Source organism: Kitasatospora sp. NPDC056783 (genome assembly GCF_042789895.1).
Classification (GTDB): domain Bacteria; phylum Actinomycetota; class Actinomycetes; order Streptomycetales; family Streptomycetaceae; genus Kitasatospora.
The window spans coordinates 1-16,215 of the sequence record NZ_JBHUAF010000182.1; the positions used below are offsets into that span (position 1 = coordinate 1).

At 74.9% G+C, this 16,215-nt stretch carries 13 protein-coding genes and 1 pseudogene; 7 read left to right on the forward strand and 7 right to left on the reverse strand.

The window, feature by feature from the left end; genetic code table 11:
- The first annotated feature begins 114 nt into the window (after nucleotides 1–114).
- Nucleotides 115–1,128 carry an Acg family FMN-binding oxidoreductase gene (locus ACFRMQ_RS24100; protein WP_380732669.1) on the forward strand — a complete coding sequence of 338 codons (1,014 nt, stop codon included), beginning with the start codon at nucleotides 115–117 and terminating at the stop codon, nucleotides 1,126–1,128.
- A gap of 110 nt (nucleotides 1,129–1,238) precedes the next feature.
- Here the strand turns inward: ACFRMQ_RS24100 and ACFRMQ_RS24105 are convergent, their stop codons facing one another.
- From ACFRMQ_RS24105 to ACFRMQ_RS24115, 3 genes are read right to left on the reverse strand one after another with little or no spacing between them, the layout of a single operon-like run.
- Entirely contained in the window at nucleotides 1,239–1,721 is a 483-nt protein-coding gene (locus ACFRMQ_RS24105; protein ID WP_380732670.1) for a copper chaperone PCu(A)C, read from the reverse strand.
- Nucleotides 1,718–3,961, reverse strand: a complete 2,244-nt coding sequence (locus tag ACFRMQ_RS24110; RefSeq protein WP_380732671.1) for a heavy metal translocating P-type ATPase — start codon at nucleotides 3,959–3,961, stop codon at nucleotides 1,718–1,720. Before ACFRMQ_RS24110 ends, ACFRMQ_RS24105 begins: the two co-directional genes overlap by 4 nt.
- On the reverse strand, nucleotides 3,958–4,119 hold the full coding sequence (locus tag ACFRMQ_RS24115; protein ID WP_380732672.1) for a hypothetical protein: 162 nt from the start codon (nucleotides 4,117–4,119) through the stop codon (nucleotides 3,958–3,960). The genes ACFRMQ_RS24110 and ACFRMQ_RS24115 overlap by 4 nt, the downstream gene beginning before the upstream one ends.
- Nucleotides 4,120–4,399: 280 nt before the next feature.
- On the opposite strand from ACFRMQ_RS24115, the gene ACFRMQ_RS24120 reads away from it, so the two are divergent.
- Both ACFRMQ_RS24120 and ACFRMQ_RS24125 read left to right on the forward strand, forming a co-directional pair.
- A complete protein-coding gene (locus ACFRMQ_RS24120) occupies nucleotides 4,400–5,611 on the forward strand; it encodes a beta-ketoacyl-[acyl-carrier-protein] synthase family protein (RefSeq protein ID WP_380732674.1) in 1,212 nt (403 codons plus the stop codon).
- 73 nt (nucleotides 5,612–5,684) lie between these two features.
- Nucleotides 5,685–6,688, forward strand: a pseudogene (locus ACFRMQ_RS24125) (IS5 family transposase).
- A gap of 62 nt (nucleotides 6,689–6,750) precedes the next feature.
- On the opposite strand, the gene ACFRMQ_RS24130 reads toward ACFRMQ_RS24125, so the two are convergent.
- From ACFRMQ_RS24130 to ACFRMQ_RS24140, 3 genes are all read right to left on the reverse strand, one after another.
- Nucleotides 6,751–7,152: an NTP pyrophosphohydrolase gene (locus ACFRMQ_RS24130; RefSeq protein WP_380732675.1), complete on the reverse strand. Its 402-nt coding sequence runs from the start codon at nucleotides 7,150–7,152 to the stop codon at nucleotides 6,751–6,753.
- 322 nt (nucleotides 7,153–7,474) lie between these two features.
- The gene (locus ACFRMQ_RS24135) at nucleotides 7,475–7,888 is read right to left on the reverse strand and encodes a PPOX class F420-dependent oxidoreductase (protein ID WP_380732676.1); all 414 of its coding nucleotides are present in this window, start codon (nucleotides 7,886–7,888) and stop codon (nucleotides 7,475–7,477) included.
- 33 nt (nucleotides 7,889–7,921) lie between these two features.
- Nucleotides 7,922–8,998, reverse strand: a complete 1,077-nt coding sequence (locus ACFRMQ_RS24140; RefSeq protein WP_380732677.1) for a D-alanyl-D-alanine carboxypeptidase family protein — start codon at nucleotides 8,996–8,998, stop codon at nucleotides 7,922–7,924.
- 351 nt (nucleotides 8,999–9,349) lie between these two features.
- On the opposite strand from ACFRMQ_RS24140, the gene ACFRMQ_RS24145 reads away from it, so the two are divergent.
- The gene (locus ACFRMQ_RS24145) at nucleotides 9,350–9,547 is read left to right on the forward strand and encodes a hypothetical protein (RefSeq protein ID WP_380732678.1); all 198 of its coding nucleotides are present in this window, start codon (nucleotides 9,350–9,352) and stop codon (nucleotides 9,545–9,547) included.
- On the opposite strand, the gene ACFRMQ_RS24150 is transcribed toward ACFRMQ_RS24145, so the two are convergent.
- Nucleotides 9,544–10,359: a TetR/AcrR family transcriptional regulator gene (locus ACFRMQ_RS24150; protein WP_380732679.1), complete on the reverse strand. Its 816-nt coding sequence runs from the start codon at nucleotides 10,357–10,359 to the stop codon at nucleotides 9,544–9,546. The genes ACFRMQ_RS24145 and ACFRMQ_RS24150 overlap by 4 nt on opposite strands.
- Nucleotides 10,360–10,440: 81 nt before the next feature.
- Here ACFRMQ_RS24150 and ACFRMQ_RS24155 point away from each other — a divergent pair, with 81 nt between their 5' ends.
- The 3 genes from ACFRMQ_RS24155 to ACFRMQ_RS24165 all read left to right on the forward strand — a co-directional run bounded on the left by ACFRMQ_RS24155 (nucleotide 10,441) and on the right by ACFRMQ_RS24165 (nucleotide 16,131).
- Nucleotides 10,441–11,292, forward strand: coding sequence for a siderophore-interacting protein (locus ACFRMQ_RS24155; protein WP_380732680.1), 852 nt, complete (start codon nucleotides 10,441–10,443; stop codon nucleotides 11,290–11,292).
- A gap of 279 nt (nucleotides 11,293–11,571) precedes the next feature.
- A complete protein-coding gene (locus tag ACFRMQ_RS24160) occupies nucleotides 11,572–14,988 on the forward strand; it encodes a S8 family serine peptidase (RefSeq protein ID WP_380732681.1) in 3,417 nt (1,138 codons plus the stop codon).
- Between the two features lie 159 nt (nucleotides 14,989–15,147).
- Nucleotides 15,148–16,131, forward strand: coding sequence for an alpha/beta fold hydrolase (locus tag ACFRMQ_RS24165; RefSeq protein WP_380732682.1), 984 nt, complete (start codon nucleotides 15,148–15,150; stop codon nucleotides 16,129–16,131).
- The last annotated feature ends 84 nt before the right edge of the window (nucleotides 16,132–16,215 follow it).

Below are 16,215 nucleotides of genomic sequence, written 5' to 3' on the forward strand. Positions count from 1 at the left end.
GCCTAAGGCCCTGTCGCCCGGCGTCGAGGGGGCGCACGCTCGGAAGCAGCGGACCCCGGACGCCCGCCCGCGGGCCCCGCAGCCGAAGCCCCGCGGTTGAAGGAGTGGAACGCCATGACGCTCGACCCGGCTCTCACCCAGATGCTCAGCGCAGCCGACCTGCGTCTGCTGGCCGCCGCGGGCGGCGCGGCGCCGTCGCTGCACAACAGCCAGCCCTGGCGCTTCGTACCGACCCCGGACGGGCGCGGGCTCGCCGTGTACGCCGACACCGGGCGCACCGCACCGCTGGCCGACCCGGTCGGCGCCGCCGTGCACATCGCGGTCGGCGCGGCCGTGTTCAACCTGCGGGTGGCGGCCGGGCAGCTGGACCGCGAACCGCTGGTCCGGCTGCTGCCGGAGGTCGCCGAACCCGAACTGCTCGCCGTGTTCGACCTCTCCCGCCCCGCCGCCGCGGCGGTGCCCTTCGGCCGCGACCTCTACCCCGCCATCGCCGCCCGGCACACCAGCCGCGAGCCCTTCGCCCAGCGTGACGTGCCCGAGGCCGTGATCGGCGAGCTGATCGAGGCTGCCCGCGCCGAGGGCGTGGCGCTGGCCGCGCTGGAGGAGGAGGGCGTACGGCGGGTCCTGGACCTGACCGCCGAGGCGGAGAGCCGCAACGCCGCCGACCCGGCCCGGACCGCCGAGACCCGCGCCTGGCTGCGGCCCGACGACGGCAGCGCCGAGGACGGCATCCCGCGCTCCGCGCTCGGCCCGCAGGACCATGAGGCCCGGGTGCCGATGCGCGAGTTCTCCGGCCACCCGCCGCAGGGCCCCGCCCAGCCCTCCCGCCGCTTCGAGGCGCTGCCCCAGCTGTGCACCCTCACCACCCCCGGCGACGGTCCGCTCGACTGGCTGCGCACCGGACAGGCGCTGGAGCGGGTCTGGCTGCTGGCCACCCTGCACGGCCTACGGCTCACCATCTGGCACCAGGCGATCGAGTGGCCGGACACCCGCTGGGCGCTGCGCGACCCGGCCGCCGGGCCGGGCCACGTCCAGCTGGTGCTGCGCACCGGCTACGGCCCGCCCGGAGCGGCCACCCCGCGCCGCTCCGTCGAGGAGATCCTCGGCGAGCGCGGCCCGGTGGCCTGAGCGGCCACCCAGGACGGCAGGAGGCCGGATCGCCCCCAGGGGGTGGCCCTGCCGTCCTTCCGTCCTGCCGTCCTTCCGTCCTGCCGTCCTTCCGTCCTGTCGTCCTGCCGTCAGCGCGGCCGCTCGGCCGCCGGCAGGACCTGCGCGCCGAGCCGCAGCGGCGGGCTGTGCCGGAAGGTGAGGGTGAACTCCACCCACTGGCCGGCCCGCAGCGGCGGCGGGTCGGCGATCATCAGATCGGAGTCCTCCGGGGACATCCGCAGTTCGCCGCCGCCCGGCACCGCCAGGGCCGCCGCTTCCCAGCGGCCCGCCGCCCCCTGGTGCAGGTGCCGCTTCGGGGTGATCCGGCCGCTGAACTCCCAGGTGGCGCCGGTCAGTTCGTCCGGGACGTCGCCCGGGTTGCGGATCGTGAAGAACGCCGCCGTGGCGGGGGACGCGCCCGCGGCCGGCAGCAGTACCCAGCCCGGCCCGGCCCCGACCGGTCGGGCGCGGCCGGCCCCGCCGACCACCGTCCAGCCGGTGAGCAGGACCAGGGCGAGCAGCGCCGCGCCGACCGGCGGGCCGGCCACCACGAGCCGTTCGACCGCCTTCACCGCAGTCCTCCCCGTCGCGCGGAGCCGCCCCGGCCCGGTTCCCAGGTGCGCAGCCGCAGGCTGTTGCCCACCACGAGCAGCGAGCTGAGCGACATCGCGACCGACGCCAGCATCGGGTTGAGCAGCCCGACCGCCGCCAGCGGGATCAGCACCAGGTTGTAGCCGAAGGCCCACAGCAGGTTGACCCGGATCGTGGCCAGGGTCCGCCGGGCCAGCCGGACCGCGTCCACCACGGCCTCGATGTCACCGCGCACCAGGGTCAGCCCGGCCGCGCCGATCGCGGCGTCGCTGCCGGAGGCCAGCGCCACCCCGAGGTCGGCCGAGGCCAGTGCCACCGCGTCGTTGACGCCGTCGCCGACCACCGCGACCGTCCGTCCGGCGGCGCGCAGTTCCGCCACCACCGCGGCCTTGTCCTCGGGCGAGGCCCCGGCGTGCACCCGCTCGATGCCCAGTTCGGCGGCCACCGCCCGGGCCGCGCCGGGGCCGTCCCCGGTCAGCAGGACGGTCTCCAGGCCCAGCCCGCGCAGCCGGTGGAGCGCCCGCCAGCTGCCCTGGCGCAGCGTGTCGCCGACCGCCAGCACGGCCGCCGCCCTCCCGTCCAGCTCGACCGCGACGGCGGTGCGGCCCGCCTTCGCGGCGGCCCCGACCGCCTCGGCGAGGTCCGGCGGCAGCACGGTGCCGTCCGGCCGCACCACCCGGACGGGCCGGCCCTCGACCGTCCCGGACACCCCGAGCCCGGTGGCGGACGCGAAGCCGTCCACGGCCGGCGGCGGACCGCAGCGCTCCCGGGCCGCCGCCGCGACGGCCCGGCCGATCGGGTGCTCGGAGCGGTGCTCGACGGCGCCCGCCGCCCGCAGCACCTCCTCCTCGGTGACCCCGTCGGCCGTGGTGACGGCGGCCAGTTCCATCCGGCCGGTGGTCAGCGTCCCGGTCTTGTCCATCACCACGGTGTCCACCCGGCGCAGGCTCTCCAGCACCTCCGGACCGCGCACCAGGACGCCCAGCTCCGCGCCGCGCCCGGTGGCCGCCAGCAGCGCCGTCGGCGTGGCCAGCCCGAGCGCGCACGGGCAGGCCACCACCAGCACCGCCACCGCCGCCGTCACCGCCGCCCGCGGGGCCGCGCCCGCGCCCAGCCAGAAACCCAGCACGCTCGCCGCGACCGCCAGCACACAGGGCACGAACACCCCGGCCACCGCGTCCGCGAGCCGCTGCGCCCGCGCCTTGCCGGCCTGGGCCTCGGCCACCAGCGCGGTGATCCGGGCCAGTTGGGTGTCCGCGCCGACGGCCGTGGCCCGGACCACCAGCGCGCCGCCGACGTTCACCGTGGCGCCCGCCACCCGATCCCCGGGGCCGACCTCGACCGGGACGCTCTCCCCGGTCAGCAGGCTCAGGTCCAGCGCCGAACCTCCCTCGACCACCACCCCGTCGGTGGCCACCCGCTCGCCCGGCCGGACCACGAATTCCTGCCCGGGCAGCAGCAGTTCGACCGGCACCAGGCGCTCCTCGCCGTCCGGCGGGCGCAGGCAGACCTGCTTGGCGCCCAGCTCCGCCAGCGCGCGCAGCGCGGACCCGCCGCGGCGGCGCACCCGGCCCTCCAGCAACCGCCCGGCCAGGACGAACAGCGGCACGCCGACCGCCGCCTCCAGGTACACGTCGGCCGCGCCGCCGCCGTCGGCGGTCAGCGAGAACGGCATCCGCATGCCCGGATCGCCGGCCCCGCCGAAGAACAGCGCGTACGTCGACCAGCCGAAGGAGGCCAGGACGCCGAGGCTCACCAGGGTGTCCATGGTCGCCGCCGCGTGCCGCAGCCCCTGCCAGGCCCGGCGGTGGAAGCCGGCCGACCCCCAGGTCACCACCGGGACGGCGAGGGCGAAGCAGACCCACTGCCAGGCGGTGAACTGGGCCGAGGGCACCATCGACAGCACCAGCACCGGGACGGCCAGCAGGGCGGTGACCAGCAGTCGCCACCGTCCGTCCGGCTCCTCGGGCGGCGCGGCGACCGGCGCCCCGGCGGGCAGCGGATCGGCGGTGTAGCCCGCTCGTTCGACGGCCGCCACCAGCTCGGTGACGGCGACTTCGGCCGGGTGCAGCACCCGGGCCCGCCCGGTGGCCAGGTTCACCCCGGCCGTCACCCCCTCGATCCGGGACAGCCGCTTCTCGACCCGGCCCACGCACGCGGCGCAGGTCATCCCGCCGACCGCGAGGTCCGTGGCGACCACGGCCTCGGTGGCGGCGCTCACCGCATCCCGCCCATGTCGTGCCCGACCATCCCGGGCGACGAGCCGCTCCCGCCGCTCGGCCGCAGCCCGGGCGCCACCGGCCCCACCTGGCGGCCCACCGCGTAGGCCACCACGAACACCACCACCAGCAGCAGGACGAATCCCGCCAGCACACTCAACGGCCGGACTCCCGGCGACTTCGCACTCACGCCCCAGCAGTCGGACGCGGCGCCGCGATGGTTCCCGTACGGCCGGAAGTTCTCCGGGCACCGAGCGGCGCAGCACCCGGTCCGCGGTACCGCATCGGCAAAACCCTACAAACCCTGACCGGGGGAATCCGTCGGGAGCCGTGCCCGAGAATCACCAAGTCCCCTGGCAGGGTGACAGATGCCGAGAGCACCTCTCGACCGGCCCCGGTTCGGGAGCTGTGCTCTACCGACAAAAGAGGAGGACTGCCAGATGAACGCAGTGGTGACCGGGATGGGAGCCACCACGCCACTCGGCGGGGACGTCGCCTCGACCTGGGCCGGGCTGCTGGCCGGGGACTCCGGGATCAGCGCGATCGAGGAGGAGTGGGCGGCCGAGCTGCCGGTGCGGATCGCCGGCCGACTGCGGGTCGAACCGGGTGAGGTGCTCGACCGGGTGCGGGCCCGCCGGCTGGACCGGTGCGAGCAGATCGCGCTGATCGCCGCCCGTGAGGCCTGGGCCGACGCCGGACGGCCCGAGGTCGAGCCGGAGCGGCTGGCCGTGGTCATCGGCACCGGGACGGGCGGAGCGCTCACCATGCTCGGGCAGGACGACGTGCTGGAGGCCTCGGGCGTCCGCAAGGTCTCCCCGCACACCATCCCGATGCTGATGGCGAACGGGCCGGCGGCGTGGGTGAGCATCGAACTCGGCGCGCGGGGCGGTGCCCACACCCCGGTCAGCGCCTGCGCCTCCGGCGCCGAGGCCATCGCGATGGGCCTGGACCTGATCCGGCTGGGCCGCGCCGACGTGGTCGTGGCCGGCGGATCCGAGGCGTGCGTCCACCCGCTCCCGCTGGCCGGGTTCGCCCAGGCCAAGGCGCACTCCACCCGCAACGACGAGCCGCGGCGGGCGTCCCGGCCGTTCGACGTCGACCGGGACGGGTTCGTCATCGGCGAGGGGGCCGCCCTGGTCGTCCTGGAGCGGGCGGAGTTCGCCGCCGCGCGCTCCGCCCGGGTGCACGCCGTGCTGGCCGGCGCGGGCGTCACCTCCGACGCCCACCACATCACCGCGGCCCACCCGGACGGTCAGATCCGCGCGATGCGCCGGGCCCTGGCCGAGGCCGACCTCGGGCCGGGCGACATCCGGTTCGTCCACGCCCACGCGACGTCCACCCCCTCGGGGGACCTCACGGAGGCCGAGTCGGTCCGGGCGGCCGTCGGCCCGCACCCGGCCGTCACTGCCACCAAGTCGATGACCGGCCACCTGTTCGGCGCGGCCGGCGCGATGGGCGCGATCGCCACCGTCCTCGCCGTCCGGGACGGCGTCATCCCGGCGACCGCCAACCTGGACCGGCTCGACCCGGCGATCGGCCTCGACGTGGTGGCCGGCCGGCCACGCCACGGCGCCGTCGCGGCCGCGCTCACCAACTCCTTCGGCTTCGGCGGCCACAACGCCTCGCTGGTGTTCACCGCGGGGCCGGTCTAGGGCCCGTATTTGGTTGTGATCAATTGCGTGATTCGCCTGCGTGGGCAGGTCCTGATCCGGTAGACCATGTTGCGTGACGCGAGCGCAGCTATCCGATGCGGAGTGGGAGTTCATCGGGCCGTACTTGCCGATCGGCGAGTACGGCCCGTACCCCGAGCGGCTGCGGCAGCAGTTCGAGGGTGTGATCTGGCGCTTCAGGACGAGCGCGCAGTGGCGGGAGATGCCGCGGGAGTTCGGCGCCTGGTCGACCGTCTCGAACCGCTTCCGCCAGTGGCGTGACGCCAGCGTCTTCGAGGCGTTGTTGGAAGGCGTGATCGCCGAGGCCGCGAAGCGCGGTGAGGTGGACCTGTCCCTGGTCAGCGTGGACTCCACGACTGTCCGGGCCCACCACGACGCCGCTGGGATGCACCTCGATCCCGACACGCTGGCCGCCCTGGAGAAGGCCGCCGACGAAGCGGAGACCGCCCGGCAAAAGGGGGCGGCACGGAGGGACAAGCCGGGCGGGAAGCCGTCGACGACACAGAACGGGAGGAACGGCGACGCATCCGACGCCGGCACAGACTCCGCCTGAAGGAAGCCCTGCTCGGACGCTCCAGGGGTGGGCAGACCAGCAAGGTCCACGTCGCGGGTGACCGCAAGTGCCGCCCGTTGGCGTTCATCCTGACCGAGGGGCAGGCGGCCGACAGCCCGCAGTTCATCCCCGTGCTGAAGAAGGTCCGTGTCCGTGTCCCCGTCGGCCGCCCCCGCACCCGACCCGACGCGGTCGCCGGGGACAAGGCCTACTCGTCCCGCGGCAACCGCGCCCACCTGCGCGGCCGCCGTATTAAGGCCGTCATCCCGGAGAAGCGGGACCAGGCCGCCCACCGGAAGAAGAAGGGCAGCAGGGGCGGGCGGCCCGTCGGCCACGACGCCGAGCTCTACAAGGAACGCAACACCGTCGAGCGACTGATCAACAAGCTCAAGGCCTGGCGAGGCATCGCCACCCGCTGCGACAAAACCCCTGCGAGCTACCTCGCCGGCCTCCACCTTCGCGGCGCGATGATCTGGATCAAAGACCTCACCAGCACCACCCCTTGATCACAACCAAATACGCGCCCTAGGCCGGGTCCCATGATCCGACGCGGATCATGAGGCACGGCCTAGGGCCGCACGCTGCGCGGCCCGGTCACCTCGGCGCCCAACGCGCCGACCCGGGAGCGCAGTTCGCGGTCGGCGGTGACCACGAGGCAGGGGCGCTCCGGGGCCTCGGCGAGGGCCGTCCGGACGAGGTCCACGATCCGGTCGTCCCCGCTGCCGGTCGCCTCGACCACCCGCACCCCGGGCACCCCGGCGGCGCCCCGGGCGGCGCCCTCCACCACCAGGGCCACCTCCAGGGGGCCCGGACGGCCCGGCACACCCCGCTCGGCGACGGCGACCAGCGCGTCCCGCAGCCGCTCGGCGGCGCCCCGCCGGTCCCGCCACCAGCCGTCCGGGACGGAGCCGACCACGTTCGCGCCGTCCACCACCAGCAGGGGGAGCGGCGGCGCCTCGTTCTGTTCCATGGCCGTCAAGCCTGCCACCGCCGACCGCGCTCGGCCGAACCGGGGACCGGCCCGGCATGTCCGGCGGCTGTCCGGCGCCCGGGCGGCCGGTCGGGCAGCCGGTCGGGCGGGCGACGGGTCCATGGAGACACGCACCGACGAAATCGCCGGCCGCGTCCACGCCCCTGCTCGACCGCCGCCACGACCGTGCTGCGCTCGCTCGCCGAGCCGCGCCCGCGCACCCTGGCGGACGCGATGGAGGCGCGGTTCAGCCCGGAGCCGGAGTCCGTCGGAAGGCCGGGCGTGCCGGCGAGCCCGCACCCGTGGCCGGTCGGGCCCCTGTTCAGTCCGTCAGGGTGATCCGGATGCCGACGGTGCCGCGCTCACCGCGCCGCAGCCGGCTGCCGAGCAGGGTGAGCACGCCGAGCAGGCCGTACTTCTGACGCAGCAGAGTGCGGTAGGCGCCGGTGCGCTCGGGGCCGAGGATCTCGGCGGTGGCGGGGTACTGCTCGCCGGTCGGCCTGCCCTTGACGTCGCACGGGCCGACCAGCACGTCCGCGCGGTTGCGGATCCGCTTGACCTTCCAGGAGTCCGCGACGGTCCAGACGCCGAGCGCCTCCCCGTCGCGCACCACCCACACCGGGGTCGGCACGGCGGTGCCGTCCTTCTTGTAGGTGGTGACGAGCAGGTAGCTCCCCGAGGAGAGCTGGACGATCCGGGCGAGCCGGTCCGCGGCGGAGGAGTCGGGCGTGGTCATGGCCGGAAGTCTAGGGCGTGTCGGACACGGCGGTCAGCGCGGCGGCCGGGCCGCGCGGGCGGTGCGCAGCAGGGCGCGGGTGCGGCGGGCCAGCCGGCGGTGGCCGCGGGCGCCGGCGCCGGTGGCGCCCCCGACGGCGGTGGCGCCGCCCCCGGGGTAGGCCGGCTCCGGGACGGCGGGGGCGGCGCGGCGGCGGGTGGTGATCCGGGCGGTGGCCCAGGCGGCCAGGCCGGTGCCGAACGCGGCGGCCGTCCAGAGGGCGGCGGCGAGGCCGGAGCCGGAGCCGCCGATCGCCGGGCGGGACCACGGCGGCAGCTGGTCGGCGGCCTCCGGCTCGGCCTCGGCTTGGGCGGTGGGGGAGGGCGCGGCGGTGTCCTCGACCAGCTTGCCGACCGGCTGGACCTTCCCGGCGGCGGCGAAGCCCCAGTCGAGCAGGCTGGCGGCCTCGTCGTAGACGGTGCCCTGGGCCTCGGGGTGCATCACCGTCACCAGCAGGGTGCGGCCGTCGCGCTCGGCGGCGCCGGTGAAGGTGGCGCCCGCGTTGGTGGTGTAGCCGTTCTTGACGCCGATCAGGCCCGGGTACTTGCCGAGCAGCCGGTCGGTGTTGGCGATGTCGAAGCTGGTGCGCCGGCCGGTGGTCCTGTCCATCCCGCCGGGGAAGCGCGCGGTGCGGGTGGAGCAGTAGGCGCGGAAGTCGGCGTTGCGCAGCCCGGCCCGGGCGAACAGGGTGAGGTCGTAGGCGGAGGAGACCTGGCCGTCCATGTCGTAGCCGTCGGGGGAGACGACCTTGGTGTCGCGGGCCTGGAGCGTCCGGGCGCGGTCCTGCATCTCCCCGACGGTGCGCTGGATGCCGCCGTTCATGTGGGCGAGGACGTGGACGGCGTCGTTGCCGGAGCTGAGGAAGACGCCCCGCCAGAGGTCCTCGACCCGGTACGGCAGGTCCTCCTTGACGCCGACCAGGCTGCTGCCGGCGCCGAGGCTGGCCAGCTCGGCCGGGGTGACCTTGTGTTCCGTCGAGCGGTCGAACTTGGGCAGCACGGTGTCCGCGAACAGCATCTTGAGGGTGCTGGCCGGGGGCAGCGGCAGATGGGCGTCGCGGGCGGCGAGCACCTCGCCGGTGGCCGCGTCGGCGATCAGCCAGGACCGGCCGGTCAGCTCGGACGGCAGGGCGGCCGAGCCGCTCCCCGCCGACGGGGGTGACGGAGTCCTGGGCGAGGGCCGCCGGGGCGGCCACGGCGAGCACCAGGGCGGAGGCGGCGGCGCCGGCCGCGGCCCTGGTGACGGAAGGTTTCTTCTGCGCCGCGTAGGTGGGGAGCACACGGCGAACGTACCCGGGCCGCCGCCGGGCCGCCGGACCTGCTGCTCCGTCCGGAGCCGCGCGGGGAGCGGACGACTTTGGTGGCGCCTCCCCGCGCCGAAAGTCGGATGTCCGGCCCCGGGCGGCTTCCTACGCTCGGGAGCATGAAGACCCTGCTCGGCTACCTCGGTTTCGTGTTGATCGTCGGCGGCGCCTCCGGACTGGTGTCCGGCTGGATCGCCGGCTTCCGGCTGTTCGGGTTCGTCCGGTTCCTGGTGCCGGAGGGGCACGAGACCGCCGGGTACGCCGTCATGACGGCGCTCGGCGTCCTGCTGGCGATCCCGGCCGCCCGCCGCGGTTAGGCCGTGTCGGCCCAAGCCGTGCCCCAAGCCCTGTCTCCCGGGGGCTCCGACGAGGGTTCCGCCGCCGCCGCGATGCCGTCCAGCAGGACGGCGAGCCCGCCGCGGAACGCCTCAAGACGGCCGTCCTCCGGGCTGCCCCCGCCGGCGCCCTGGAGGGCGGTGAGCAGGGGGAAGCGCTCCGCGAAGTCCGGTGCCAGCTCGGCCAGTCGGGCCGAGCGGGCGGACCACCAGTCCTCGTCGGTGACGCCGGTGGCGGCCGCCGCGCCGCGCGCGTCGGCGGTGGCGGCGGCCAGCCCGCGCACGAACTGCCAGAGCGCGGCGACCGCCCCGCGCAGCCGCAGCGGCGGCAGCCCGGCCGGCCGCAACGCCGCCAACAGGGCCTCCATCGCGGCGAGTTCGGCCGGTCCGAGGACCGGGCGGGCCTGCGAGACCTGGAGCACCCAGGGGTGGCGCAGGTAGCAGGCGTACAGTTCCTCGGCCCAGGCGGTGACGGCCTCTTGCCAGCCGCCCACCGTCCGCTGCCCGGTGGGGAGTTCGGCGAGCACCCGGTCGTGCATCAGGTCGAGCAGTTCGGCCTTGCCGGGCACGTAGGTGTAGAGCGCCATCGCGGTGCGGCCGAGCCGCTCGCCGACGGCGCGCATTGACAGCGCGGTCATGCCCTCGGTGTCGGCCACCGCGATCGCGGCCGACACGATGGCGTCCACCGTCAGGCCCGGTCTGGGGCCGCTGCGCCCGGTGCGGGGCTCCTCGGGCGCGCCCCAGAGCAGGGCCAGTGAGCGCTGGGCGTCGCCCTGCCCGGCATAGACGGTCATCCGGCATCTCCTTATGGCGTAAAGTATCGCCACCACGGCAACTCTTTATGCCGTAAGGTTACCAATCGAAGGGGTTTCGCGATGACATTGCCCGTCACCTTCGCCGAGGTCGTCGAGGTCCGCCGGATCACGCCGCGCACCGCCCGGATCACCTTCGCCGCCGAGGAACTGCCCGACACCGTCGGCGGCGCGCCCGACCAGCAGGTCAAGCTCTGCTTCCCGCGCCCGGGACAGCGCCGGCCGGTGCTGCCCGCCCGGCAGGACGACCCGATGGGCTGGTACCGGGCCTACCTGGCGATCCCCGAGGCCGAGCGCCCGCTGCTGCGCGGCTTCACCGTGCGCCGCCGGCGGCCCGGCACCCGGCTGGTCGAGATCGACTTCGTGCTGCACGGCGACACCGGCCCGGCCGCCGCCTGGGCGCTTCGGGCCCGGCCCGGGGACCGGCTCGGGATGGTCGGCCCCTCCGCGCTGTACGGCCCGGCGGTGCCGTTCGCCGAGGCCGCGGCCGCCGCCGACTGGGTGCTGCTGGCCGGGGACGAGACCGCGCTGCCGGCGATCGCGACGCTGGTCGAGGCGCTGCCCGAGGGCGTGCGGGCGTACCTGTGGATCGAGGTCGCCGACCGGGCGGAGCGTCAGGAGCTGGAGAGCCGCGCCGAGCTGGAGGTCGAGTGGCTGCACCGCGACGGCGCCGCCCCGGGCGCCGTGCTGGCCGAGGCGCTCCGGGACGCCGTCCTGCCGGGCGGCGAGCCCTTCGTCTGGCTGGCCGGCGAGGCGGGCGCGGTCCGGGCGATCCGGCGGTACCTGGTCGAGGAGCAGGGGGTGCCGAAGGCGGACATCGACTTCACCGGGTACTGGCGCCACCGGCTGACCCAGGACGACGCGCCGACCGCCGAGGACCTGGCGGACGCCCGGGAGCGGTCGGCCGGGTACTGACCCGGGCTCCCCGCCGCCCGGCCGAGCGGCCGGATCCGATCAGGGCCGATCGGCTGAAAGATGCCGATTCGGCCCGATATCCTCCGTGAATTTTACTGATTGATGGTCAACTTTACTTTCTGATGGGGATTTACCCTCTTGTCGTGATCCTCTCAGGTGCGTTGGAATGCGTCAGCTCTTTCATTTGACGAGAGGATTTACATGATCGGCTGGCGGAAAACCCAGCTAGCAGCCGCCGTCTCGGTCACCGCCGCGTCCATGGTCCTGAGCCTGGGAACCATGGCCACCGCGGCGCCGGCCCCCGAACCGCGGAACGCCCAGGCGGCGTCCCCGGACGGGACCCCGGTACCGGTGATCGTGATCCTCAAGGACCAGATCGCGGACGCCCCGGCCGACCACGGCCACCTGGGCGCCCGGCAGCAGAAGGCCGCCGCCGCGCAGGCGCCGCTGCTGGACGAGGTCAAGGCGGCCGGCGGTACCGACATCAAGACGTTCGTGGTCGGCAACGCCTTCTCGGCCAAGGTCGGCCCCGCCCTGCGCGCCCGGCTCCAGGCGGACCCGGCCGTCTCCGCCGTGGTGGCGGACACCCAGGTCCAGGTCGCCCCGCCGGCCGCCGGCAAGGCGAAGGCGGCCAAGGACGCGGCCGCCGGGGCCGAGGCGCCCAAGAACGCCACCGCTCCGCAGGCCGTTCCGGGCAGCAACGGTCGGGGCGCCGAGGAGAACGCCACCAACACGGTCTGCCCCTCCGACCCGAGCAAGCCGCTGCTGGAGCCGGAGGGCCTGTACTCGACCCGGGCCGTCACCGGCAACGGCAAGCCCGGCGTGGAGGACCTGGCCACCGGCAAGGGCGTCAAGGTCGCCTACATCGCCGACGCGCTCGACCCGAACAACCCGGACTTCATCCGGGCCGACGGCTCCCACGCCGTGGTCGACTACCAGGACTTCGCGGGCGACGGCTGGGACGCGCCGAGCGGCGCGGCGGAGGCCTTCGGCGACGCCTCGGCGGTCATCTCCCAGGGCCGCCAGGTGTACGACGTCTCGAAGTTCGTCAACGCCTCGCACCCGCTCCCGGCCGGCTGCAACATCCGCATCCGCGGCCTCGCCCCGGACGCCGACCTGGTCGCGCTGAAGGCCGGCGGCGAGATGATGTCCAACTCCTCGATCCTCCAGTCGATCGACTACGCGGTGCGGGTCGCCCACGTGGACGTCCTGAACGAGTCCTTCGGCGGCAACGTCACCCCGGACAGCGGCGCGCACGACACCATCTCGCTCTTCAACGAGCAGGCCGTCAAGGCCGGTGTCACCGTGGCCGTCTCCAGCGGCGACGCCGGCCTCAGCGGCACCGTCGGCACCCCGGCCACCGACCCGTACGTGATCGCGGTCGGCGCCTCCACCGACAACCAGAACTACCAGCAGACCGGTTACGCGGCCTCCCAGTTCTCCAACAGGACCTGGAGCGACAACCGGATCTCCGCGCTCTCCTCGGGCGGCTTCACCCAGGCCGGGCGGACCGTCGACCTGGTCGCCCCCGGCGAGTCGGACTGGTCGGTCTGCACGCCGGACCCGGCCAAGTACACCGAGTGCACCGGCTACAACGGCCGGCCCTCGCCGATCCAGCCGTTCGGCGGCACCAGCCAGTCGGCCCCGTTCGTCACCGGCGCCGCCGCCCTGGTCATCCAGGCCTACCGCGACACCCACGGCGGCGACTCGCCCGCCCCGGCGCTGGTGAAGAAGTTCCTCACCGGCACCGCCACCGACCTCGGCGTCCCGGCCGAGGAGCAGGGCGCGGGCCTGCTGAACGTCCGCGCCGCCGTCGAGGCCGCCCGCGGCTACGACGACGGGGACGGCACCCCCGGGGCGAAGACCGTCGTGGTCGACACCGGCCAGGTCGACATCGCCGGCACGCCCGGTTCGACCCACACCGCCGACGTGTCCGTCACCAACACCGGTGACAGCACCCGGACGGTGAGCGCCACGACCCGCCGCTTCGCCCCGCAGTCCGCCGACCAGCGGAGCGTCCAGCTGGACTCGGCCTCGACGGACACCTTCAAGTACGCGACCAACGGCACCGACTGGGTGCAGAAGCAGGTCAAGTTCACCGTCCCGGCCGGCGCCGACCGCCTCGCGGCCTCGATCGCCTGGCAGGGCGCGCCCAACCCGGTCTCCAACGGGCCGGTGGTCCGCCTGACGCTGCTCGACCCGTCGGGCCGCTTCGAGACCAACACCCGCCCGCAGGGCGGCGCCACCCCGGCGAACTTCGGCCTGGTGGACGTCCCGCACCCGGTGGCCGGCGAGTGGACCGCGGTCCTCTACACCCCGGCGGGCAAGGCCGGTTACACCGGCGTCGTCCAGTTCGGCACCGCCACCCAGCGCGCGGTGCCGGCCGGCGCGGTGAGCCCCGGCACCACCGACCTGAAGCCGGGCCAGACCAAGACCCTCAAGGTCCAGCTCACCACCCCGGCCACCAGCGGTGACTCCAGCGAGGCCGTCGTGGTCTCCGGCTCCGACGGCAACACCACCAGCGTGCCGGTCACGCTGCGCAGCCTCGTCCCGGTGAGCGACGGCAAGGGCACCTTCACCGGCACCATCACCGGTGGCAACGCCCGCAACGTCTCGCCGACGCAGAGCTTCTCGTACGCCTTCGACGTCCCGAAGGGCCAGAAGGACCTGCGGGTCGGCCTGACCGTCGCCAAGGACGCCAAGCTGCTCCTGCAGGGCGCGCTGATCAGCCCGAACGGCACCCCGATCGACATCGAGGGCAACGGGCTGTTCGACGCCCAGGGCAACCTGACCGGCACCGGCAACGGCGTCTCCGCCACCGCCGTCGACCCGGCGGCGGGCCGCTGGCGGTTCGTCCTGAACGTGCTCGGCCCGGTCAGCGGCCAGGAGCTCTCCCAGGACTTCGCCGGCACCGTGGCGTTCAACCGGAACCAGGCCACCGCGGCCGGGCTGCCGAACGACGCGCGGACCAGGCTGGCGGCCGGCAAGCCGGTCGCCGTCCAGGTGAACTACACCAACAACACCGTCGCCACCCAGCGGATCGCGGCCGACGGCCGGCTGGACCGCCGGGTCGACCTGCCGCTGGTGCCGCAGGGCGCCTCGGCGACCGTCACCCTGCCGCTGAGCCTCAGCTCCACGGTGCCGTCCTTCCTGGTGCCGCCGGGCACCGACCGCCTCAAGGCCGTGGCCGCTTCCTCGACGTCCGCCCAGATCGAGATGAGCGGCACCGCCGGATCGCCGGACCTGTTCGGCGATCTGACGAAGGCCCAGAACGGCTCCACCGTCTCGGTCGCCACCGACAACGGCACCGCCGAGCAGCCGATCGTCCCCGGCACCTGGAGCACCTTCGTCCAGCAGATCGGCCCGTTCACCAACGCGGGCGCGCCGGCCGGCACCTCCACCATCACGGCCACCGCGCACACCCAGGCCTTCGACCCGGCGCTGACCTCCAGCACCGGTGACCCGTACGCCGCCTCGGTGAACGCCTCGGCCGCGGCCGCCACCCCGGTGACCGTCGCCCCCGGCGCCACCGGCTCGTTCCAGGTGACGCTGACCCCGACCGGCCCGAAGGGCAGCACCGTCAAGGGCGTGCTGTACCTGGTGTCCGGTCCGACCGGCGTGGCCACCGCCAACAACGCCCTGAACACCACCGGTTCGGTGCTCGCGGCGATCCCGTACAGCTACACGATCAACTGACGATCAGTCAATTCGCTTGGTATCGAGGCCGTCCCGGAACTCCGGGGCGGCCTCGTCCGTTCCGCCGGAGGCGGCGAGCGGTGGGGCCCCGGTGCGGTGAGCGGTGGGGTTCCGGGCGCGGCCGGGTGGGCAGGGTCGGGAGTGGACGTAGCCGAACGAATGGGGAGTTGCGAGTTGAACGACGCGATCAAGCACCACGAGGTCGAGGTCAACGGGGTACGGCTGCACTACGCGGAGCAGGGTGAGGGGCCGCTGGTCCTGCTGCTGCACGGCTTCCCGGAGAGCTGGTACTCCTGGCGCCACCAGTTCGCGCCGCTCGCCGAGGCCGGCTACCGGGTGGTCGCGCCGGACCAGCGCGGGTACGCCCGCAGCGAGCAGCCCGAGCGGATCGACGCGTACACCGTGCTGCACCTGATGGGCGACGTCACCGCCCTGATCGGCGCGCTGGGCGGGGGCCCGGCGGTCGTGGTCGGGCACGACTGGGGCGCGCCGCTGGCCTGGGGCCTCGCGGCGCTGCGGCCGGACCTGGTGCGCGGGGTGGCCGGGCTGAGCGTGCCGCCGCTGCCGGCCGGCCCCAGCGCCCTGTCGGGAGCCCGGGAGACGTTCGGTGAGGGCTTCTACCAGATCTACTTCCAGGAGCCGGGCCGGGCCGACGCCGAGCTGGCGGCCGACGTCAAGTCCAGCCTGCGCCGGATCCTCTGCGGCCTCCAGCCCGAGGGAGAGCCGCGGCCGTGGGTCGTCCCCGAGGGCAGGACGCTGCTGGACACCGTCCCGGAGCCGGAGCGCCTGCCGGACTGGCTCACCGACGCGGACCTCGACGTCTTCGCCGCCGACTACGCCCGGCACGGCGAGCGCGCCTTCACCGGGGGCCTCAACTGGTACCGCAACATCGACCGGAACGCCGAGCTGATGGCGCCGTTCACGGGTGTGCGGATCGACGTGCCCGCGCTGTACGTGGTCGGCGAGCGGGACCTGGTGAACGCGATGGTCGCGCCGGAGGTGGTGGAGTGGCTGCTGACGAACCTGACGCCCCGGCTGCACCGACACGTCCGGCTCCCGGAGACGGGGCACTGGACGCAGCAGGAGCGCCCGGCCGAGGTGACCGAGGCCCTGCTGGACTTCCTGGCGCATCTGGACAAGTAGGCCCGCCCGCCCGGGTCGGCCGGCCCGCTCCCGTCGTGGGGCGGGCCGGCCGGGCCCTGTCTGACCGGGCCCTGTCTGACCGGG

Bases quoted from the DNA above. Each gene is read 5' to 3' on its own strand.
- ACFRMQ_RS24145 (WP_380732678.1), top strand. From the start codon at position 9,350: ATGAAGACCCTGCTCGGCTACCTCGGTTTCGTGTTGATCGTCGGCGGC.
- ACFRMQ_RS24120 (WP_380732674.1), top strand. From the start codon at position 4,400: ATGAACGCAGTGGTGACCGGGATGGGAGCCACCACGCCACTCGGCGGG.
- ACFRMQ_RS24130 (WP_380732675.1), bottom strand. From the start codon at position 7,152: ATGGAACAGAACGAGGCGCCGCCGCTCCCCCTGCTGGTGGTGGACGGC.
- ACFRMQ_RS24150 (WP_380732679.1), bottom strand. From the start codon at position 10,359: ATGACCGTCTATGCCGGGCAGGGCGACGCCCAGCGCTCACTGGCCCTG.
- ACFRMQ_RS24100 (WP_380732669.1), top strand. From the start codon at position 115: ATGACGCTCGACCCGGCTCTCACCCAGATGCTCAGCGCAGCCGACCTG.
- ACFRMQ_RS24155 (WP_380732680.1), top strand. From the start codon at position 10,441: ATGACATTGCCCGTCACCTTCGCCGAGGTCGTCGAGGTCCGCCGGATC.
- ACFRMQ_RS24135 (WP_380732676.1), bottom strand. From the start codon at position 7,888: ATGACCACGCCCGACTCCTCCGCCGCGGACCGGCTCGCCCGGATCGTC.
- ACFRMQ_RS24160 (WP_380732681.1), top strand. From the start codon at position 11,572: ATGGCCACCGCGGCGCCGGCCCCCGAACCGCGGAACGCCCAGGCGGCG.
- ACFRMQ_RS24165 (WP_380732682.1), top strand. From the start codon at position 15,148: ATGGGGAGTTGCGAGTTGAACGACGCGATCAAGCACCACGAGGTCGAG.